The sequence below is a fragment of the Amycolatopsis sp. NPDC043889 genome, from assembly GCF_056435645.1.
In genome coordinates this window covers 165,242-186,992 of the sequence record NZ_JBWKEC010000016.1, presented here as the reverse complement: position 1 = coordinate 186,992, position 21,751 = coordinate 165,242, and the positions used below count along the sequence as shown (strand labels likewise).

The 21,751-nt window shown below is 69.0% G+C and carries 17 protein-coding genes; 1 reads left to right on the top strand and 16 read right to left on the bottom strand.

All coding sequences use genetic code 11. From position 1 onward, the window contains the following. Positions 1-311 precede the first annotated feature (311 nt). The 14 genes from AC0685_RS27040 to AC0685_RS26975 form a co-directional block, all read right to left on the bottom strand. Entirely contained in the window at positions 312-1,133 is an 822-nt protein-coding gene (locus AC0685_RS27040; RefSeq protein WP_478228083.1) for an SDR family NAD(P)-dependent oxidoreductase, read from the bottom strand. A 348-nt stretch (positions 1,134-1,481) separates the two neighbouring features. Beyond that, on the bottom strand, positions 1,482-3,281 hold the full coding sequence (locus AC0685_RS27035; RefSeq protein ID WP_478228082.1) for an APC family permease: 1,800 nt from the start codon (positions 3,279-3,281) through the stop codon (positions 1,482-1,484). 1,363 nt (positions 3,282-4,644) lie between these two features. After that, positions 4,645-5,112, bottom strand: coding sequence for a hypothetical protein (locus AC0685_RS27030; RefSeq protein WP_478228081.1), 468 nt, complete (start codon positions 5,110-5,112; stop codon positions 4,645-4,647). 29 nt (positions 5,113-5,141) lie between these two features. Then, on the bottom strand, positions 5,142-6,488 hold the full coding sequence (locus AC0685_RS27025; protein ID WP_478228080.1) for an MFS transporter: 1,347 nt from the start codon (positions 6,486-6,488) through the stop codon (positions 5,142-5,144). Between the two features lie 366 nt (positions 6,489-6,854). After that, positions 6,855-8,270, bottom strand: a complete 1,416-nt coding sequence (locus AC0685_RS27020) for a glycoside hydrolase family 3 protein (RefSeq protein ID WP_478228079.1) — start codon at positions 8,268-8,270, stop codon at positions 6,855-6,857. Next, positions 8,263-9,078, bottom strand: coding sequence for an HAD family hydrolase (locus AC0685_RS27015; RefSeq protein WP_478228078.1), 816 nt, complete (start codon positions 9,076-9,078; stop codon positions 8,263-8,265). Before AC0685_RS27015 ends, AC0685_RS27020 begins: the two co-directional genes overlap by 8 nt. Further along, a complete protein-coding gene (locus tag AC0685_RS27010) occupies positions 9,075-10,856 on the bottom strand; it encodes a glycosyltransferase (protein ID WP_478228077.1) in 1,782 nt (593 codons plus the stop codon). The genes AC0685_RS27015 and AC0685_RS27010 overlap by 4 nt, the downstream gene beginning before the upstream one ends. Next, positions 10,853-11,905, bottom strand: coding sequence for a glycosyltransferase family 4 protein (locus tag AC0685_RS27005; RefSeq protein ID WP_478228076.1), 1,053 nt, complete (start codon positions 11,903-11,905; stop codon positions 10,853-10,855). Before AC0685_RS27005 ends, AC0685_RS27010 begins: the two co-directional genes overlap by 4 nt. Beyond that, the gene (locus AC0685_RS27000) at positions 11,902-12,453 is read right to left on the bottom strand and encodes a dCTP deaminase (protein ID WP_478228075.1); all 552 of its coding nucleotides are present in this window, start codon (positions 12,451-12,453) and stop codon (positions 11,902-11,904) included. Before AC0685_RS27000 ends, AC0685_RS27005 begins: the two co-directional genes overlap by 4 nt. Further along, entirely contained in the window at positions 12,423-12,953 is a 531-nt protein-coding gene (dcd, locus tag AC0685_RS26995) for a dCTP deaminase (protein WP_340688019.1), read from the bottom strand. The genes AC0685_RS27000 and dcd overlap by 31 nt, the downstream gene beginning before the upstream one ends. After that, on the bottom strand, positions 12,950-13,918 hold the full coding sequence (locus tag AC0685_RS26990) for a diiron oxygenase (protein WP_478228074.1): 969 nt from the start codon (positions 13,916-13,918) through the stop codon (positions 12,950-12,952). Before AC0685_RS26990 ends, dcd begins: the two co-directional genes overlap by 4 nt. Then, a complete protein-coding gene (locus AC0685_RS26985; protein ID WP_478228073.1) occupies positions 13,915-14,955 on the bottom strand; it encodes a polysaccharide deacetylase family protein in 1,041 nt (346 codons plus the stop codon). Before AC0685_RS26985 ends, AC0685_RS26990 begins: the two co-directional genes overlap by 4 nt. Before the next feature lie 26 nt (positions 14,956-14,981). Continuing rightward, complete coding sequence (locus AC0685_RS26980; RefSeq protein ID WP_478228072.1) at positions 14,982-16,187, bottom strand: MFS transporter; 1,206 nt, start codon at positions 16,185-16,187, stop codon at positions 14,982-14,984. 170 nt (positions 16,188-16,357) lie between these two features. Beyond that, a complete protein-coding gene (locus AC0685_RS26975) occupies positions 16,358-16,801 on the bottom strand; it encodes an HIT family protein (RefSeq protein ID WP_478228071.1) in 444 nt (147 codons plus the stop codon). A 190-nt stretch (positions 16,802-16,991) separates the two neighbouring features. Between AC0685_RS26975 and AC0685_RS26970 the strand changes: the two genes are divergently transcribed. Next, positions 16,992-18,290, top strand: a complete 1,299-nt coding sequence (locus AC0685_RS26970) for a phytase (protein ID WP_478228070.1) — start codon at positions 16,992-16,994, stop codon at positions 18,288-18,290. A gap of 45 nt (positions 18,291-18,335) precedes the next feature. On the opposite strand, the gene AC0685_RS26965 is transcribed toward AC0685_RS26970, so the two are convergent. Next, positions 18,336-20,630 (bottom strand): beta-xylosidase/alpha-l-arabinosidase, encoded by a 2,295-nt coding sequence (locus AC0685_RS26965; RefSeq protein WP_478228069.1) that lies wholly within the window; start codon positions 20,628-20,630, stop codon positions 18,336-18,338. Further along, the gene (locus AC0685_RS26960; RefSeq protein ID WP_478228068.1) at positions 20,627-21,661 is read right to left on the bottom strand and encodes a LacI family DNA-binding transcriptional regulator; all 1,035 of its coding nucleotides are present in this window, start codon (positions 21,659-21,661) and stop codon (positions 20,627-20,629) included. Before AC0685_RS26960 ends, AC0685_RS26965 begins: the two co-directional genes overlap by 4 nt. Positions 21,662-21,751: the final 90 nt, after the last annotated feature.

Here is a 21,751-nt window from a genome sequence, read left to right as displayed (position 1 = left end):
CGAGACGCTGACCAGCGTCGACGACGGACGGACGCAAGGCCGGACGCGGCGGCGGCTCGTGCCAGACCATCCATGTCGAAGGCGACGAGGTCACGATGCAGTGCGTGATCACGATGGAACTCGATCGCGGCTCCGTGACCATGCAGTCGATCTGGACCAGAGGCACCAGCCCGCTTCTGGGACATCGGGACGCCGAACGAGCGTGTGCGCGCCGAGATCATCCACTGAGGTGAGGCAGCGTCAATCTCTCGGGCTTGGTGACCGAAGGGGTGATGCCCGGGAACCGACGTTCCCGGGCATCCGGTGCGGCCTCAGGCTTTCCGCTTGTCGAAGAGGGTCAGGCGTTCACTGAGGGACCACAGCTTCCGTACGTCGTCGGGATCGACGGCGGCGGCCGCGGCTTTCGCGGGTAGCCTGCCGTCGTAGTAGCCACCGTTGAGGACTTTGGCCGCCGGATCGGCCAGCCGGGCGACCGGTTCGGCCCCTTCGGTCACCGGACGGCCCCGGTAGCTGTATCCCGGCAGCATCCCGGTGGCGATGATGCCCGGGTGCACGCTGACGGCTTCCCGGACCTTCGGCCGGAACTCGGTCAGCGCGGTGGTCATCATGGTGAGGGCGAGTTTGGACTGCGCGTAGGCGGCGCCGCGGTTGTAGCGGCGCTTCCAGTTGAGGTCGTTCCAGTTGATCCGCCCGCCGCGGTGCAACGATGAGGACACGTTCACCACGCGGCTCACCTCGGAGCGGTCGAGCGCGTCCTCGAGCAGCCGGGTCAGCAGGTACGGGGCGAGATAGTTGACCTGGATGGTCCGTTCGTGGCCGTCCTTGGTGAGCACGCGCCCGTGCGGGCCGGTGATTCCGGCGTTGTTGACCAGGACGTCAAGGCGGGAATGGGTCTCGGTGACGGCGAGGGCGAGGTCGATCACCTGGCGCAGGTCGGTGAAGTCGGCGACGGCGGGCCGGATTTTTCGTGCGTCTACGCCGGATTTCACCAGCCGGTCGCACGATTCGTCGCTCTCCTCGCGGGTGCGGGCATGGGCGATCACCGTGCACCCTTGAGCGACGAGCAGCCGGGCGGTTTCGAAACCGATGCCGTCCGATGCGCCGGTGAGCAGGACTGTGGGGCTTTCGTTCATGGGTCCATCCACAAAGGATTCAGGGGCGCGTTCGATCGCGCCGGGGCCGGAAGGTCGACGGCCGGCCGGGGAATCGCCGGAATCGGGGGTATCGCCGACCGGCACCGGATGAGGTGGACGGTCGTCGTGGCGCACGCCCCACGCGTGCCCGCGAACGCCACCTCTGCCCATGGCTCCAGCCAAACGTGTCCGCCCCCCGGGAGCAAGAACGGCTGATCCGGTTTTACGGATTCCTTCTGTGAGGCCCTCAGGCGGGCGGGTGGCGGTCCAGCCAGTGCCGCAGCGCGCGCAGGTCGAACGCGAGGACGAGGAAGAGACCTATCAGGCCGGTGCTGAACGCCAGACCGGTCACCGGGCGCCCAACCGGAAGCGCAGACGGCAGACGACGGCGTCCGAGCGGCGGCGTAGTGCGCGGGCGAGCACGGCTCCGCGCTGGTTCTGCAGGATCCGCTGCCACCGGCGTTCTGGTTCGACTTCGGCGATCAGCACGAAGACGTGCCGGTCGCCGACGGTGTGGAGGTGTTCCACCAGTGGTTCGCCGAGGCGGTGGCGTTCGTCGTGGAGCTGGACCAGTGTCACTTCGGGATGCCATTTTTCCCAGGCTGTCACGAAGTCCCGTGCCGACTGTTCGTCGTCGGGGTGGGTGACGTGGACCGCCTGGACATGGTCGCCTAGTGAAAGTGCGGCGGCGAGGGCGTCATGGGTCAGTCGGGAAACGGTGTGGACGGGGACGATCACGAGTGAACGGTTCGGCCGAGGGGGAGCGGGGGTGACGCCGAGTTCGAGCCGGTCGCCGATGCGGCGGTAGCTGCGTTCGACCCATTCCATGACCGCCACCAGCAGCGGAAGCGTGATGACGATCAGCCAGCCGCCTTCGCCGAATTTCGTCGTCGTCACCACGATCGCGGCGGCTCCGGTGAGCAGCGCGCCGAAGCCGTTGAGCGCGGCCTTGGCACGCCAGCGGGGCGGGCGGGTTCGTCGCCAGTGCCGGACCATTCCGAGTTGGGAGAGCGTGAACCCGACGAACACGCCGATCGCGAACAACGGGACCAGGGTGTTCATGTCGCCGTCGGTGATGACGAGCAGGAGCGCGGCGGTGATGGCGAGGAAACCGACGCCGTGGCGATACACCTGACGTTCGGCGCGCAGGGCGAACACGTGCGGCAGCTTGTTGTGTTTCGCGAGCAACTGCGCCAGCACCGGCAGGCCACCGAAGGAGGTGTTCGCGGCCAAGGCGAGCAGGATCACGGTTGAGAACTGCACCAGGTAGAAGCCGAAGCCGTCGCCCAAGGACGCGGTGGTCACCTGCGAGAGCACGGTGACGCCGTCCGCCGGGTGGATGGCGAACTTCCCGATCAGCACGGCGATCCCGATGAGCATCACGCCGAGCAGGCCGCCCAGCGCGATCTCCGCACGCTGCGCGCGCCGAACCCGCGGCCTGCGGAACGACGGCACGGCGTTGGCGATCGCCTCGACCCCGGTCAGTGCGGCGCAACCGTTCGCGAAAGCCTTGAGCAGCAACAGAATCCCGACCGTCTGCAGATTCTGTGCGTGTTCCGGTGCGGCGATCTCCGCGGCCGGGCCGGAACGGATCAGGCCGGCGACGATCACGGTCAGGATCGCGCCGACGTAGATCACAGTGGGCACGACGAACACCCGGGCGCTTTCGGCGATGCCGCGCAGGTTCACGCCGGTGACCAAGGCCAGGACTCCGAGGCACAACCACAGTGTGTACGGCAGCAATCCGGGAAACGCCGACGTCAGCGCGGCGACCCCCGCCGCCACGGAGACCGCTACGTTGAGCACGTAGTCCACGATCAGGGACGCCGCGGCCACCAGGGAGGCCCGCCGCCCGAGATAGGTCCGGCTGACCCCGTAGGCGCCACCACCGTCGGGGAACGCGGCGATCACCTGACGGTAGGACAGCGTCAGCACACCCAGCAGTGCGGCGATCGCGAGCGTGACCGGCAGGGTGAAGCCCAGGCCTGCTCCGCCCGCGACGGCCAGCACGATCACGATGGCTTCGGGTCCGTAGGCGACCGACGCCATCGCGTCCAAGGACAGCGCGGCGAGCCCGCCGACGACGGAGAGCCGGTGCCGTTCGGAGCGGTCGGTACCGCTCTCGGGGCGGGTGAGAGTCGTGGTCACACCGTCAGCGTGCGGTCCTGCCACTCTTCGGTTCGAGGCCGTTGACAGGTTCTTGACACCGGACCAGGTGAACCCGACAGCAAACTGACGCGCCGGAGATCCGCGTCACCGGGTACTGAGCGAGTCGGCGATGTCGGCGACGACTTCGGGGTCCACGTGGTGTGGACGTAGTCGCGCAGGTCCAGCCGATACGGTGCGGGCGTTCCGAACGGCAGGTTTCGCGGGATCCGGGGCTGTCCACCGCATCGGCACGGTGTCCGCGGCGAGAACGACAAGGCCGGCCACCGATCGACGTCGGCGCCCGCCTCAGAGGCTGGTGATTCCGGCGCTCAGTGCCAAGGCCGTTGTTTCACCGCGTGAGGCGGGTGACCCGGACTTTCGTAGGAAACTGATCGAAGACTGCCACAGCGTGATCCCGCTGCTGACGAGGCTGCCGGAACGAGAGAAGGCAAGTCACGATGCGGTTCGTCAACGGCCTGATTTGCGTGGCGAGCCGACCATCTGACCGGGCCGGGAAGTGAGGGTCCTGCACGTCGGCGGGTTCCCGGATCGAGGCACACTAGACCAGATGGTGGACTGCGACGTGGCCCACTGCTCAGCGACGTGCTCTGCCCTGGGTTCATCGGCAATAGCTTGGCCGACGTGAACCCGATCCGGGACGTCCTGGGGTGTTCCGGCCGGCGCCGTCGTCGACGAAACCGTCGACGAGCCCACCCGAAGTCGGCGGAAAGCGTGACAACGCGGCCGTTTAAATTCCTAGGCCGAGACCACCCATGAGGCGCCAAGGCCTTCCCCCGTCAACGCCCCAATCCGGGCGAACCCTCTCCCATGGTCGAACCTCGGATTCACGCCGCGCCTCACACCGCCGCGGAGTCGGCCATAGATGACCTGCGGTTGGCGTGGGCAAGTGCTGGCAGTCCGTAGCGCGCGACTACGCCGACGAGTGACCGATGGCCGCGTAGCGCAGGGCTTGGGCCTGAGGTGATGCGGCGCGGCTAGCTGTTAGCGCTGCGCAGACGTGCCCGACTGAGGCGCTGATTGTCGGCCGGTGACGGACCAGGTGGCCGGGTGAACTCGGTGCGGGTCAGGCTGGGTGTCTGTTCAAGGGCGGTGGTGATCGCGGCCGCGAGAGCGCGGCCGTGATCGGGTGAGTCCGGGCCATCGGTTTCGGCGGGCTGGCGCGATGCACGAGCTGCTGGCCGACTTCGTCACTGTGCGCGGCGGCCAGTCGGCGGGCCCTGGTGCCGAGCGCGGGCAGGGCGGCGAGTACCGCGGCGGCTGTGGCATCGGCCTTGCACCTGGCCGAATGGATCGCCCGTGGACACTGAGTTCTCCGCCGCAGCCGGTGAACCGGCTGCGGCCATCACAGCGGTGGCCGGTACTTCCGGGTGAACCGGACGCCGTTGAAGGTGTGGGTGCAGCACGGGCATGCGGGTTCCAGGTCGTCGGCACCCAGTTCGGGGTTGACGGCCTGCAACCGGTTGCCGTCGTCCACGTAGAGGCCGCTGTAGTAACTGGCCTCGCCGATCCGCACGTAGTCGCGCCGTTCGTGCGGCCGCCGGGCGACCAGCCAATGGATCGGGTCGGTGGAGTCGAGCCGGGCGGCGGCCTCGTCGCGCACCTCGTCCCAGTCCGCGCCGATCTTGCCGAGCAGGAACCGGAACAACGGCGTGTAGTCCAGGCCCCGGCGTTCCCGCCCTCCCATGGAGCCGCGCGTCAGGTCGGAGACTCGTTCGGTTTTCGTGTTGCGTCGGTGCCGGTAGTCCCCACCGTGGTCGTGGTGGACGAACCTGGCCCGGGTGTTCACGCGACGGTACAGCGGCTCCTTCACCACACCAGCCTGCCACACGGTGCTCGTCGTCACCTGCTGCCGGAATTCAGGTCGGTGCCCCGGGTTTCGGCGCTGAGGAGCAGGGCGACGAGGGTGACGGCGATCGTGCCGACGAGGTACAGCACGACCGCCGTGGGGCCCTGTTTTTCGGCCAGCCACACGGCGATGAGGGGAGCGGGCGCGCCGGCGATGATCGAGGATCCCTGGAACACCAGGGAAGCACCGGCGAAACGGCGGCGGGTCGGGAAGAGTTCGGCGATCCAGGCGGCTTCCGGTCCGGCCAGGAGTCCGTGCAAGGCCGCGCCGACGCCGATGCCGAGATAAAGCAGAGGCAGATTGTCCGCTTGGACGACGGCGAAGAAGACCGGTGCCCACACCGCGAGGCCTGCCGCCGGGACCAGCATGGCGATACGCCGCCCGACGAGGTCCGACCAGTAGCCGCCGGCCAGCATCCCCGCGAACTGCAGCAGTGACCCGACGGCCACGGCGAGGAGGACGTCGGACTTGTCGTAGCCGAAGGTCTTCGTGGCGTACGCGACCACGAAGACGGTGTAGACGTAGAAGGCCACGTTCTCGCCCAGCCGCACGCCGAGACCACGGAGGACGGGACCGGGATGGGCGAGTGTCTCGAGGATGCTCGACCGCTCCCTGACGGCGTCCGCGGATGCCGTGGCCCGCGCCCGTGCTTCCTGGAACACCGGCGACTCGTCGATGCGCCGCCGGATCCAGAAGCCGATGACCAGAAGCGGGATCGCGAACAGGAAACCGACGCGCCACCCCCATTGGTCGAAGGCGTTTTCGGTGAGTACCAAGGCGATCCCGCCGACCACGGCCGTGGCCAGCACCGTGCCCAGAGGCGCTCCCGCCTGCGGCCACGCCGACCAGAAGCCTCGCCGCTTCGGGCTTCCGTACTCGCTGACCATCAGCACCGCCGCGCCGAACTCGCCGCCGAGGGCGAACCCCTGGATCAGCCTCAGCACGACGAGCGAGATCGTCGCCCCGATGCCGACCTGGGAGTAGGTGGGGAGCAGCCCGATCGCGGAGGTCGACAGACCGAGCAACAGGAAAGTGGTCACCAGCATGGGTTTGCGCCCGAGGCGATCGCCGAGATGCCCGAAGACGATGCCGCCGATCGGGCGCGCGACGAAGCCGAGCCCCTGTGTCGCCAGCGCGAGCAGCAGCTGGGCGAACCCGTCACCGCCGGGGAAGAACAGCGGCCCGAGCACGGTGGCCGCCAGGATTCCGTAGAGCGCGAAGTCGTACCACTCGAGCACCGCGCCGGCCGTACTACCCGCCAGCACTCGCCTGAACGCCGACCGGCTGACACTGACGGACCTCGAACCGGCCGTTTCGTGCGAGGCGGGCACGTTCGTCACTTTCGCTCCTCGTCGAGTCGGCCGGATCAGGCGCGGCGTCCGATATTCGGACACCATTGGTACGCTATTCGGACAGGTAGGAAGATAGACCGCGGTGGCGGGATCGCGCAAACAGTCGCAGGCCGGTCGCGTCGTCGAAGCGGCGATCGGTTCGGCCGGCGGCGCGATCCGGTCCGGCGTCGCCGATATCAGGTGTGCACCGCGATCTTCGTGGCGAAGTGCGGCATCACCACGGCGGTGCTGGTACCGCTGTACTCGGCCGGGCAGGTGACCCCGCTCGGCATCGCCGCGCTCCTGAGCGGTGCGCCCGCCGCGGGCACCTGCATCCATCTCTGCCGGCGAATCCTCCGTGAAGACCCCTGGACTTCACGGCCACTGGGCGGTGAGCTGTTCCACCGCCGCCTCGATGTTGACCGCACCGGCTCCGTAAGTGCGGATACTGGCTTTGACCCGCGGAGTCACGTCGTCCGGCATGCCGACGGCGACCACGATCGCGTCGGGCCGGGCGGCCAGGGCCTCGGCCAGCCGGGCCGTTTGCCAAGGGGTCCGGTAGGCGTCCCTGACCACCAGCACCACCGGGCCCGTCGACGGCAAGACCACCGGGTCGTCTTCGGTGGCGAGCACCGTCGAGTGGGCCGCACCGAGCTCGGCCAGCCGGTCGGCGAGGCTCCAGTGGGCTTCACCCAGCGCGTTGCCGCCGGCACGCAGTTCGACCACGAAGGCGGGCGAGGTCAAGGCGACCGGTCCGTCGACGCGCAGAGCGCGCCGCGCGGCTTCGAGCCCGAGAGCGCGGGAAGCGGCCAGAGCACGCAAAGCGGCCACTCGTGCGGCCGCGGTTTCCAGTGTCTCCAACGAAAGTGTGCCGTCGCGGACGGCTTCGGAGACCGACGCGCGGATGGCCGCGGAGAGCTCCGCACCTTCGGCCGGGCCGAGCAGCAGCAGATCGGATCCCGCCCGCAGGGCACGGACGGCCACCGCGCCGATGTCCTGGTTGCCTTGGCCTGCCTCGATGGCGATCGCGCTGGACAGCAGCACACCTTCGTAGCCCAGCTCTTCGCGGACAAGGTCGTGGAGCAGGCGGCGGCTCAGCGTCGCCGGGTCGTCCGGGTCCAGTGCGGGATAGAGCACGTGGGCGGTCATCATCGCGTGGACGCCCGCCTTGATCGCCGACACGAAGGGCGCCAGCTCACGCTCGCGGAACGTCGCGGCCGGAATGTCCACAATGGGCAGTGCGTGGTGCGGGTCGGTCACCGTCGCGCCGTGGCCGGGAAAGTGCTTGGCACAGACGGACACACCACCGTCCTGCATGGACTCGATGAACGCCGCGCCGTGTGCGGCGACCAGATCCGGCCGCGCGCCGAAAGACCGGACGCCGATGATCGGGTTGTCCGGATCGCTGTTGACGTCGATCGACGGGGCCAGGTTGAGGTTGACTCCGCAGGCCTTCAGATCCGCCGCGATGGCCGCGGCGACTTCGGCGGTCAACGCCAGGTCGTCGATCTCGCCGAGCGCGAGGTTACCCGGATACGCGCTGCCGGTCTCGTAGTCGAGGCGGGTGACGTCACCGCCCTCCTCGTCCAGCGCGATCAGCGCGTCGGGCGCCGTCCGCCGCAGCGCGCGGGTGTGCCGGACGATCGCCTGCCTGCCACCGTCCAGATTGGCCGGGAACAGGGTGACTCCGGCGAGCCCGTCGCCGAGCGCCGAATGCACCCACGCCGGCGGTTCGGCCCCGGTGTACCCGGCCAGCAGGCAGGCGTTGACGAGCCGGTCCAACTCATTCACCGACAACGGAGTTCTCCTTCGCGTAGAGCTGTTCGAGTACGACGGCGACGCCGTCTTCGCTGTTGCCGCCGATCACGTGGTCCACCAGTGCGAGCACGTCGGGGTGCGCGTTGGCCACCCCGTAGGCCGTACCTGCCCAGGACAGCATCGGCAGGTCGTTGGGCATGTCACCGAACGCGATCACGTCCGAGGCCGCCACCCCGCTCCGCGCGGCCAGCCGGGCCAGCGCGGCCGCCTTGTTCACTCCGATCGCGATCGCTTCGACCAGGCGTGAGCCGTTGGAGTGGTACGCGGCGACGAGCCCGTCCAAAGCCGGTCCGGCCAGCGCGAGGAGTTCGTCGGCGGACAGCGAAGGGTGCCTGCCGAGGAGCTTCGGCGCGGGCAGGCTCAGCAGCGTCGCGTCGTCGGCGCGCTCGATCGTGGCGCCGCGGTCCCATTCCCACGGCTCGTAAACCGGATCCGCGACCAACCGGTCGGCGTGCTCCACGGCGATGCCGATGCCGGGGATCGCCGCCCGCAGTCTGGTGACCGCTTCGGCCAGATCCGGTGTCGTGATGGCGTATTCCTCGACGACCGTCCTGGTGTGCATGTCGTACAGGTAGGCGCCGTTGGAGCAGATCGCGAGGCCCCGGTCGCCGAACCTCCCGGCGATCTCGGCCACCAGCCGCGGCGGACGGCCGGTGGCGACCACGAATTCGGCGCCCGATTCCTCGACGAGCGCGAACGCCGACACCGTGCGGTCGGAGATCGTGCCGTCCGGGCGCACCACCGTGCCGTCGAGATCCGTCGCCACCAACAAGGGCGTCATGACATCAATCCTCCGTCCGAGAACAATCCGGTCCATGCGTCCCGGCTGGTCAGCCGCGGCAGCGCCGCGCGGTACTGCTCGCGGACGGCGGCGCCGTCGCGGATGAACCGGGTGAGCACCCACGCGCCCTGGTACGCCAGGCGGACCAGGTGTTCCCGGTCGTACGTGCGGACGCGGACACCTCGCTGCGACGCGTCGGTCACCACCGCCGTGCGCAGCGCGCCGACACGCCACCAGTCGGCCTCCGAAACCGGTACGGAGCCCAGGGCGAGCCGGTGCACGCCGAGCAACGGCCCGAGGGCCAGCCGATCGAAGACACTCGGTTCGCTGATCGCGATGTCGTTCGACGCGAGCCCCGGTACGGCCGCCGGTGGATGCGCGACGGTCTCCGGATAGCGGGAACGCACCTCGCGGATCCGGGCGAGCGCCGCGACTCCGCCGTCGCGCAGGATGTCCGGCCCGTCGAGAAAGTCCGACACCGCTTGGATCACCGTCGCCGCGGCGCCGTACCGCATGCCCAGCAGCGAGGGAATCAGCTCGGCGAGCAGGGTTCCGGCGATCCTCAGCACCGGGAAATCACCGTGCAGTGCCGAGATGATCGTGTAGTTGCGCAGGATGAAATACCGGTTGAGCTCGTCGGAATCCTTCCACGGGAAGTCGGTGTGCCACAGGCCCGCGCCCGGCAGCGTCACCGTCGGGAACCCGTGCTCCCTTGCCCGGTAGGAGTACTCGGCGTCGTCACCCTGGAAGAACAGGGGGAGCGGATAGCCGGCCTCCTTGACCACTTCGTACGGGATCAGGCAGGCCCACCAGCCGTTGTAGCCCGCGTCGACGCGGAACTCCTGCCGGTACGGCCTGCCGGTGGCCGGATCCGTGGCCAGCAGGTCGACCGCGTGCAGGCCGTGCCGGATCGGCATACCCGGCCGGATGCCGTCGAGGTCGGTGTACTCGGCCGCCGCGTGCAGCCGGGTGGGGTGCAGCAGGTTCAGCATCTGGCCGCCGAGGATCAGCGGTTGCGCCGTGGACGCCGAAAACGCCGTCATCCGGACGAGCAGGTCGGGTTCCAGCACGATGTCGTCGTCCATGAACAGCACGTTCACGTTCTCGCCGTCGACCTCGTACAGGCCGCGCGTGAAGCCGCCCGCGCCACCCAGGTTCGGCTGCCGCAGGTACCGCAGCTTGCCCGGCGGCAGAACGCCCTCGGCCCGCACAGGGTCGGTGCCCTGATCGACGACGTACACGGCGTGCACCGTGGCCGCCGCCAGGTCGTCGTCGGCGATCGCGGTGAGCGTGGCGAGGCAGTCGGCAGGGCGGTCCACCGTGCAGATGGTCACCACCGTCGGCCGTGCTCGCGCGGCCGACGGAACCGTCCAGCGCACGTCACGGACGACAAGTCGTTCGCCTGGCTCGGTTTCCCAGTCCAGCCACAACGCGCCGCCGTCGACGAACCGGTCGAGCGGAGCGGTCAGCGAGATCGGCTCGCCGTCGACGATCCGCGCCGCCACCACTCGCGGCTCGCCCTCGAAATCCGACGCCAGCAGGGAAACCGTGCCGGAACCACCGGCCTCCAGTTCGACCTCGACGGCACCGATCGTGGTCCAGCGCTGCCAGTAGCTCGCCGGGAACCGCCCGAAGTACGTGTTGCCGGAGACCTTCGACGCCGGCTCGACGATGAGTGTGGTCCGCTCGCGGCGAGCGCTGCCCGAGACGACCTGAGCGTAGAGATCCTTGCCGATCACGGGATCAGGCCCGGCGAACAGTCCGCGCTGCGCGATCACCGGCGCACCCCGGCGGTCACGGCAGCCAGCCCGGCCGCGGTCCTGGACAACGGGAACCGGGCCGCGTTGCGCAGTCCGGCCGCGCGCAGGTCCGTCAACGCGCCGTCGTCCTCGGCCAGGAGCCGGATGGTGTCCGCGAGCGTGGACCGGGTGAACCGGATCGCCGAGTCACCCAGGACCTCGGCCAGCCCCGGCACCGGCTGATACGCCACCGGCAACCCGCAGGCCTGCGCCTCGACCGCGACGAGCCCGAACGCCTCCAACGTCGTCGACGGCATCACGAGGAGGTCGTGCCGCGCGAAGGCCTGCCACAACGCGGGCCGGTCGAACCAACCGAGGTAGTCGACCCGCGTCGTGTCCACCGCGAGCGCGGCGAACTCGCGTTCGGGCGCCGCGACGCACAAGGTCACGCCGGGCAGCCCCGTCAGGTCCGCGATCAGCCCGGCCGCGCCCTTCTCCGCGGTCAGCCGGCCGGCGTACAGCACCCGGAACCCGTCCCGCGGCCCGGGCCGCGGCGGCGGCGAGTGCAGCAGCCGATCGGGGATTCCCCATGGCACGTGGACGATCCGCTTCGGTTCGACCGGCGTGACCGTGCGCAGGAGGTCGGCCATCGCCGAGGTCGGCACGACGACCGCGCCCGCCGCCGCCGCGGCCTCGCGCAGCACCTCACGCTGGGTGGGATGCTCCGCCGCGAAGAGCAGATCGGTGCCGTGCACGAGCGCGATCCGCGGATGGTCGGGGAACGCGCGGAGCAACGCGGGCGTGGCACCGAAACTCAGGTGCTGCCAGTGCACCGCGTCGAAATCGGCCGGGTCGAAACGGCGCCGGATCGCCGTCGCGAGAGTATCCACATAGGACCAGAATTCTGGCCCGTCGAGCTGCTTTCCCGGCACGTCGAGCAGGTCCGGCCCGCCAGGTGCGGCGCCGGAGCCGAGCATGAAGACATCCGCCTCGATCGGCGCGTCCGGCGCGAGGTAGAGGTCCTTGAGGAGCTCGACGCTCCCGCCGGGACTGCCCGGCGGGAGGTCGATCCCGGTCAGTGTCTTCATGACAGTTCCTCGTACAGCCGGGAAATGTCGATGCCCGCCGTACTCGTGTACTTCACGCCGACGCGCTGATAGCTCGCCAGCGATCCGTGCGCCACCAAGAAGATGATCTTGCCGAAGGTCATCAGCGGATAGACCCGGACCGGCCTGGCCACCCTGATCTCCAGCGTCCAGTTGATCGCGTGGCCGACGTGGCCGAGCGGCGCCGAGACATGGACCCAGATGCCGAGCCCGCCGATCGTGTGGTCGCCGTTGATCATCTGCGCGTAGCGCTCGGAATGGGTCCGCTCGTGGGTGACACCGAGGTACAGCCGCCCCGGTTCGAGCACCATGCCCTCGGGCGGGATGACGAGCTCGGTGTACGGCGTCGACCTGGCGGCGTCCAGTTCCGTGTCGAACACGCGCATCTTCTCGCCGAGACGCCAGTCGTACGCGTTGGGCGACAGCCGGTCCGGCTCGAACGGGTCGATCACGATGTCCCCGCTCTCCAGCGCCTTCCCGATCGCCTTGCGGGTGAGGATCACGAGGTGACCGCCATCGTGTCGCGCCAATAGCGGGACTCCTGCGGGCCGACCGCCGACTGATACTTCCCCGCGTAGAGATCGATCTCGCCGGAGGACACGAAGAACATGATCTGGCCGATCTTCATGCCGCGGTAGACGCGCAACGGCTGCACGGGGGAGAGCATGAGCGTCCACTGGCCGTGGAATCCGATGTCCCCGATCGGTGCGGTGATCTCGACGAACAGGCCGAGCCTGCCGACCGAGGACCGGCCGAACAACAGCGGCACGTAGATGTCCGAGCCGATGCGCTCCTCGGTGTGCCCGAGGTAGAGCTGATCGGGCTGGAGCACATACCCGTCCTCGGGCAGCTGGATCGTCTCGGTCGGGTTCGGCCGGTAGGCGTCGACGACCTTGTCCCGATAGGACATCAGGGTGCCGCCGAGCCGGACGTTGTAGCTGTTCGGGTTGACCTGGTCCGGGCTGAACGGGGAGATCGCGATCCGGCCGTCGGTCACCGATTCGGTGATCTCCGGCCCGGTCAGGATCATTTCACCCCGCCCTTGGCCGTCACGAAGCGGTACTTCACCTTGTCTTCGATCCCGAGGTCCCGCAGCAGCCTCTGCACGGTGGCGAAATCGTTCATCATGACCTCGCCGTCCTCCTCGGCGCGGCAGTCGGCGATGATCTCGTCGACGTGCTCGATCCCGGCGAACCGGAGCACCTGCGGCCACAGTTCGTAGTCCTCGGCGCCGAACGCGGTGATCGCCTCCGGGAGGTACCGGATGAAGAACTCCTGCCGCTCCGGCTCCAGTTTCGGGTAGATCTCCTTCATCAGCTCGGCCAGCACGGGACCGTGCGCCGCCTCGTCGCGGGCGTGCAGCCGGGCGATGAGCGCGTGCATCGGCTGGATGGACTTGTCGCCCGCCAGCAGGTCGAGGAAGGCGTTGATGCTGACCTCGCCGACGACCGTCCACATGAGATAGAGCAGATCGCGCTGCCACTGCTCGTCCATGCTCTCCGCGAGCGCGTAGAGCCTGCGGTTCGTCACCGGCTCCACAAAGGATTCCTCGAGGCTGATCTCGCGTGCCTCGCGGGTGCGCTGCATCGCCATCATGTGCATGTAGGTGTGCCACACCTCGTCGATATGGGACTGCTGGACGACTTCCTTGACCTCGTAGCGGTCGACGCCGGGGAAGACGCCGTGCGCGAGCTTCTCGAAGGTCGGGTTCGCCACGTGTTCCTCGGCGGCGATGACACGCTCGTTGTAGGCGATCCACGCCAGCGTGTTGACGAGCAGCCGCTGTTCCTCCGACGCTTCGAGGAACCGCGGGTGCTCCGAGAACGGCATGAGGTGCAGCGGGTAGTCCAGCAGGCTGGGATCGTAGTCACCGGGGTTGACCACTCCGGCCATGTCGGTGCGGATGGTCGCGCGCTTGGGCCAGGCCGCCGCCAGCCTGCGCAGCATGCTCGGTCCGACGTGGGTCTCCGCAAGCTCGATGGGATGCATCGTCATCTCTCTCCTGTCGCGAAGTTCGGGGTCACCAGGTCTTCGACGCGGACGAACTCGAGTCCGCGGTCAAGCAGTCCTTCGATCACCGAAGGCAAGGCGGTGACGGTCTGGGAACGGTCGCCGCCACCGTCGTGCATGAGCACGATCGAGCCGGGAATCGTTTGCCGCAGCACGGTTCGCGCGATCACGTCCGGGCCGGGCATCGCCCAGTCCTCGGTGTCGACGTCCCACAGCGCGAGCCGCGCGCCGAGGTTCGTCAACGAGCGGAGCACCGCGGGGGTCCGTGATCCGTAGGGCGGGCGGAAGAACGCGGGCACGGTGCCGAAGGCGTCCGCTATCACGTCACCCGTGCGGTTGAGCTGGTCGGCGAGCTCGGTCGCCGAGAGATCCGGCAGATAGGGATGGGACCACGTGTGATTGCCGACGCCATGGCCTTGTTCCGCCATCCGGCGCAGCTCTTCGCCGCGCGCGCCCGCGTTCAGCCCGACACAGAAGAAGGTGGCGCAGACGCCGTAAGACTCGAGAATATCGAGAATCCGCCCGGTGTAAGGAGGATGCGGGCCGTCGTCGAACGTGAGCGCGATCTGCGCGCGCGTCCGGTCGCCGTGTTCCAGCGAGCGCCCGGCCGCCGTCATCGCGGCCAGCGCTTCGTCACTGGAGGCCATCGCCGCATGATGTTCGTCCAGCCGCCCGGTGAGCGACCCCGACTCGATCTCCAGGCGCACCACGGAAGCGGGATCTCGCCAGGCCGCGCGTGCCAGCTCGACGGCGGGCACCGAGCCGAAGCCCGGCCTCGACGGCAGGATGGCCGGGTCGGCGCGGTACATGTCCAGGCCGGCGGCCATGAAACCGCCGTCGAGCATGCCGTTGGTGCTGTCGACGACCGCGGTCACGGGGCCGCCGAGGCCGTTCAGATAGGACGCGATCTCCTTGCTGCGGTCCGCGGCGAACCGCACGGCGGGCCGGTCACCGTGCCCGTTCCCGTCGAGGACCGCGATCTCGAAACCCGCGTCGGTCCAGCCGATTCCGGCGTACAGCATCGATTTACCCCCATGGTGCGTGTCTCTCAATCCAGTCGTGCGGTGGTGAGATGCCTGACGGTCGCCCGTCGGACGACGATCGGTCCGGCGATGGCGATCACCGCCGCGAGCAGGCCGGGCACCACCATGGCGGTGCCCAGCGAGGTGACGTCGGCGAGCGGGCCGATGACCGCGGGTCCGCCCAGCTGCCCGGCGTAGGCCATGGTGGTCACCCAGGAAAGCGCGCGCCCGGCGTTCGCGCCACCCGCGCCGACGGCGCTGAAGATCGCCGGTACGACGGTCGCCAGACCGGCTGCCACGACCACCCAGCCGACCAGGCCGAGAGCCAGCCGTCCCCCGGGAAGCAGTGGCGCGACGAGAACGAGCGCGTACCCCAGCACGGCGACCGATCCCGCGTACCGCATCCAGCTCGCCGGGTTCACCTTCGACCGGAGCCGATCGGCGGTGAGCCGGGAGACGGTCAGCGCGGCGGCGAACGCCGTGTACGCGAGCGACGCCGTCGCCGGATCCGCGCCGAGCAGCCCTTGTGCGTGCAGGGAAGCCCAGCTGTAACCGGCGCCTTCGCTGACGAAACCGGCCAGCGCGACCAGGCCGAGCAGCATGATGGTGCTCGTCGGCAGCCCACCGGAAGAGACGACCGGGTCACCGGCCACCCCGTGCCGCGCCTCGCCGGTCAGCAAATGCTTGCCGGGAAAGAGGAACAGCACTGCCGCGACCACGCCGGCGCCGACCATCAGCGCCGTGCCTCCCGTGCCGAGATGCAAGCCGACGGTGATCGTGAGGCCGCCGGCCACCCCGCCCAGGCTCCACACCCCGTGGAACGTCGACATGATCGAGCGTCCGTAGCGGGCTTCCACCTCGACGGCCTGCCCGTTCATAGCGACGTCCAAGGAACCGAGCGCACCGCCGAGCACGAACGCGGTGGCCAGCAGTACCGGAAAACTCGGTGCCAGCGCGGGACCGAGCAGCGCGAGCGCCGCGACAGGCGCGATCACCCGTAACACCGCTCGGCTGGACCAGGCGTCGGCCAGCCGCCCGGCCACCGGCATGCAGGCCATCGAGCCGAGCGCGGTGACCAGCAGTACCAGCCCGATCCGGCTCTCGCCGAGATCGAACCGGGTGTTGATCGACGGCAGTGACGCGCTCCAGACGGCGCAGATCAGCCCGCAGAGCCCGAAAACGCCCGTCACGGCCATTCTGGCGCGACGAACGGCGGTCTCGGAACGCGTCACAGCGGCGGACTTCCTTCTCTGCTGGCGGGCATGACAAAGGAGGAGTCCTTCAGTGTCCATATAGGACAAAGCCGTGAACTGTCCCCCAGTTCGTCCGGATCCGCGACGGCGCGGCCGGTTATAGTAAAGAAACTTTCCTAATTAAGGATGCAGGCACGATGGTCCCGCTGTCAAGGGAAAACTCGAGGTTCGGGTGGTGCCGCGAGCAGGGCGTGCATGGCCGCCAGCTCCTCGTCGCCTTTCGCCGCGGCGACCCAAGGTCTGGTCAGATGATCACCCGTCGCTCTGGGCACCAGGTGGACGTGCAGGTGGAAGACGTCCTGCCAGCCGGCGGATCGGTTGGCCTGGAACAAGGTCAGTCCGTCCGGCCGCAGTACCTCATGGATCCGGGCGGCCATCGAATGGACGGTCCGCATGACGGCGGCCGCGTCCTCGGCGGAGATCTCCCAGAGGTCCGCGGCGTGGGCCCGCGGTATCACCAGAGTGTGCCCCGGCATCACGGCGGTGTGGTCGAGGAATGCGATCGTCCGCTCATCCTCGAACAGCACGCGCCCGGCGCCCTCTCGGCCGGCCGCGATCTCACAGAACACGCAAGCGGTCTCGGTTTCATCCATGCCGCCGACTGTAGGGCGAGATGACCTTCGGTGGTAAATGTCCACAATGGAGTGTTGCGTGAGCGGATCGCCGGGAACGGTCGGCGGTGTTCATGTCCTGGTCATCTGGATGTGCCGTTACTTTCGGGTAACTTGTCACGCCGTGACTTCATAGTGGGCTGTCCGATTCACTCCAGGAAGGAACACCTTGATGGCTCAGGCCTCCAGAGCCCGCGTCACCGTCGGCGGTCTCGTGCTCGTCGCGGCGGTTGTCGCGGCTTTGCCCCCTTCGGCCGTCGCGGCCGACGAACTGCCGAGCGTGAAGCCGACGACCGAAACCCCTGCCGTGTACGACGACGAAGCAGGCGGCAACGCGGACGCCGACGACCCGGCGATCTGGCGTAACGCGGCGGCTCCGGATCGCAGCCTCGTCGTCGCCACGGTCAAGGAAGGTGGCCTGCGCGTATACAACCTCGACGGCCGCGAAGTGCAGTCGATACCGGCGCCGAAAGCGCCCGGCCCGGACGATGCCCCCGGCCGGTTCAACAACGTCGACCTCGTGCACCGGATGAAGGTCGGCTCCGGGGTGAGCGACCTGGCCGTCGCCAGTGATCGCGGCCGTGACCGGCTGCGGATCTACCGTATCGACGGCGGCAACGTGGGTGCCCCGCTCACCGACGTCACCGATCCCTCGGTGCCGGCGATCTTCTCCTCGTCGCAGGAGGAGATCAACGAGCAGCGCACCGCTTACGGTCTCGCGACGTGGACCGATCCCTCCAGCGGCCGCTCGTTCGCGGTGGTCAGCCAGCGGGAACGCACCGCTCTCAGCCTGCTGGAGCTGACCGCGGGCGCCGGAGGCACGGTCTCCTACCGCAAGGTGCGCACTCTCGCGTTGCCGTCCGAGTTCAGGCTGCCGAACGGCAAGTCGTGGACCCCGTGCGGCGAGCCGGGCGAATTGCCCCAGGTCGAGGGGATGGTCGTCGATCCTGCGAACGGCATTCTCTATGCCGGGCAGGAGGACGTGGGCATCTGGCGGGTGGACGCCGACCTCGAAGGCACGCCGAAGCTCATCGACAAGGTCCGCGAGTACGGCGTCCCCGGGACCTACGACGAGGCGACCGAAGAGTGCGTACCCGGATCCGACCCGGGCTACGGCGGCACGCGCCTGTCGGCCGACGTCGAAGGTCTCACCCTGCTCAAGCAGAAAGACGGTGACGGCTACCTCCTCGCGTCCAGCCAGGGGGACAACAGCTTCGCCGCCTACGACCGCGAACTCGGTGACGACAACGAGTACGAAGGCGGCTTCCGGGTGATCGCCGCGTCCGCGACCCTCGACGGCACCGAGGAAAGCGACGGCGCCGCCGTCCTCAACGAGCCACTCGGCAGCAAGTACCCGAACGGCCTGCTCGTCGTCCAGGACGGTGACGACAAGCCGGGGGAGCCGGGCCGGGACGCCACGAACTTCAAGTTCGTCGACCTCAAGCGCGTACTCGACGCCCTCGACGACTGACCGGTGACCCGCCCGGCACGCGGCTGGATCCGCGTGCCGGGCGGTTCACGTGAAGTCCGGGGTCAGCACGCGGTCGAAGCCCACTTCGCGGCGTGGGCCGGTCAACGCGCAGGGGAGGGTCGTGACGATCCGGGCGCTCGACGTCCCGATTCGCAGTTCGACGTCGCCGGGTTGGACGATCCGTTCGCCCGCCCGCCCGGTGTAGGACGTCAGATCGGCGTGCAGCCCGATCTCGATCACCTGGGTCGCGCCGGGCGCCAGGTCGACCCGCTTCGCCGCGATCAGCTGCTGGACCGGGCGGGCGACCTCCGCCACCGGGTCGTGCAGGTAGATCTGGACGACCTCCGTCGTGGTGCGATCGCCTGTGTTGCTCAGCGTCACCCGGACCCGGCAGCGGCCGTCCGTGGGCCATGCGGGATCCGGCATCGTGACGTCGTCCCAGCTGACGGCGCCGTAGGAAAGTCCGTGCCCGAACGGGAAAAGCGGTGTCGGGTCGACCGTGCTGACCTCACTGCGCTGCCCGAGCGGAGCCGTGAGGTAGGTCGACGGCTGGGAGGCCTTGTCGCCGGGGAAGCCGACCGGGAGCCTGCCGGAAGGGTCGATCCGTCCACTGAGGACACCGGCGAGCGCGGCGGCGCCCTCTTCGCCCGGGTAGAAACCGCACACGATCGCGGCGAGGCGATCGGCCTGTCGTGACAGTTCGTACGGGCGTCCACAGAGGAGGATCAGGACCACCGGTGTCCCGGTCGACAGGAGCGCTTCGAGGAGTTCTTCCTGTCGTCCCGGCAACTTGAGGTCCGAAGTGTCGCACCCTTCCCCCGAGGTGCCACCGCCGAACAGGCCGGCGCGGTCGCCGAGCACCGCGACGCAGATCTCCGCTTCTTCGGCCGCGGTGACGGCGGCGGCGATGTCGGCGTCCTCGCCGCCGAGTACGGGGCAGCCGAGGGCGTAGGTGACCTCGTGGTCCTCGCCGAGCGCGTCGAGCACCGTCGGAACCGGTATCCCGATGGGCACGTCGGGATGGTGCACGCCGACGTGCATCGGGAACGAGTAGCAGCCGAGCATCGCACCGGGTTCGTCGGCCCGCGGGCCGACCACGGCGATCCGGCGGCCGGGAGAGAGGGGGAGGACCCCGTCGTTCCGCAGCAGCACGATCGAGCGTTCGGCGATTTCCCTTGCGAGCGCACGGGAGTCCGGGTCGTCGAGGTCGATCTCGTCCGGTACTTCCGGTGCCCAGTCCTCGTCGAGCAGGCCTAGTTCGCATTTCTGCCGCAGCACCCGTTCGAGGGCGCGGTCGACGACGGCGGCGTCGACCGCACCCTGTTCCACCGCGGCGAGCAGCGGCTCGCCGTAGCAGTCCACAGTGGGCAGTTCCACGTCGATTCCGGCGGCGAGCGCCTGCGCGGCGGCCTCACCGCGATCGGCCGCGACGCCGTGCAGCGTGTGCAGGAACGACACGGAGAAGTAGTCCGCGACCAGGGTTCCCTCGAAGCCGTAGGTGTCACGCAACAGATCGGTGAGCAACGCCGGATCCGCGGCGGCGGGGACGCCGTCGTTGTCGATGTAGGCGTTCATCACCGACCGGGCGCCCGCGCGCAACGCCATCTCGAACGGCGGCAGCAGGACGTCGGCCAGTTCCCTGGGGCCGACCGACACCGGGGCGAGGTTGCGACCGGCGCGTGAGGCCGAGTAGCCGGCGAAATGCTTCAGCGTCGCGATGACTCCGGCGGATTCGAGCCCGGCCACGTAGGCCGCGCCGATTGTGCCGACCAGATGCGGATCCTCGCCGATGGTCTCCTCGACCCGGCCCCAACGCAGGTCGCGTGCGACGTCCAGCACCGGCGCGAGTCCTTGGTGGACCCCCAGCCGTCGCATCGTGCCGCCGATCCGCGCGCCCATGCGGTACACGAGGTCCGGGTCGAAACTCGCTCCCCAGCACAGCGGCGACGGATAGACGGTGGCCTGCCAGGCGGCGAGACCGGTGAGCGTCTCCTCGTGGACCAGTGCCGGGATACCGAACCGGCCGCTTCCGACGATCTCCCGCTGGGAGCGCGCCAGGCTGTGCGCGCCGATCACCGGATCGACGGGCCGGGTGCCGTACACCCTCGTCAGCTGGCCGATCCCGTGCCGCACCAGTTCGTCCCAGTCCAGTGCCGCGTCGGCGAAGTCGTGCTGGTGCGGGGCCATCTCGCCGCCGGAGTCGATGCCGACCCAGACGCCGTAGAGCTGGGCGAGCTTCTCCCGCAGGGTCATCCGGTCCATCAGCGCGCGGACGCGATCGGCGGGATCCGCCGTGGTGTCGTGCCATGGCCGGGATGACTCACTGGGCTGGGTGGTCAAGGCCGTCCGCCCTTCGTCGTGGCTCCGAGGGCCCGCGTCGAGCGGCGCACCACGAGACCCGTGGACAAGGTGATGTGGGTTTCCTTTTCGGGTTCCCCGCTGATCAGCGAGATCAGAAGGGTGATGGCGCGGTGGCCCATTTCGCGGATGGGCTGGTCCACCGTCGTCAGAGGCGGAGTGCAGAGCGCGGATTCGGGGACGTTGTCGAAACCGACCACCGACAGGTCGTCCGGGACGGACAAGCCGAGTTCCGCGGCGGCCCCGACGGTCGCGATCGCCGAGATGTCGTTGGCGGCGAACACCGCCGTCGGCCGGTCCGCGCCGGTCAGCAGCTCGCGGGCGGACCGGGCGGAGATCTCCGGATCGTAGGCGCCGAGCCGGATCAGGTCCTCGTCGATCGGCACTCCCGCCGCGGTGAGTGCCCGCAGGTACCCGGTCTTGCGCAGTTCGGCCGATTCGAGATCGGGCCGTCCGGCGAGGAAACCGATGCGGCGGTGACCGAGCTCCAGCAGATGCTCGGTCGCGAGCTGGGCGCCGCGCAGGTTGTCGGAATCGATGGTGGGCACCGTCGAGGGACCGGTGTGCGGGTCGACCGCGACCACCGGCGTTCCGGGGACGGCCTCCAGCGAAGCCACCGGCGTGACCAGCACCGCGCCGTCGACCAGAGTGCCGGAAAGCCTTGAGAGATAACGCTTCTCCCAGCCCGACGCGTCCCCGACCCGGCCGCCCGCCGAGTAGACGACGAGTTCGTAGCCGGTGCCGCGGATGGCGTCGGCCGCGCCCTTGAGCAATTCGGTGGAGAACGGTTCGAGGTCGGCGACCAGGATCCCGATCACGTTGGTCTTGTGATTGCGCAGGCTCTGGGCGACCAGGCTCGCCTCGTAGCCGAGTTCGTCGATCACCGCGCGGACCTTGGCCAGCGTCGCGGCGGCGACGCCGTAGCGGTCGTTGATCACTTTGGAAACCGTGGCCACGGAGACGCCGGCGCGGGCCGCGACGTCACGGATAGTGACCCTCGAACTGGGCTGCATACGGTCAGACTAGCCATGTAAAACGTTATCGACAACGATTGACATCGGAATTTCGGGCGCGCAAACTCATCGCCAGTCCGGGCGCAGTCA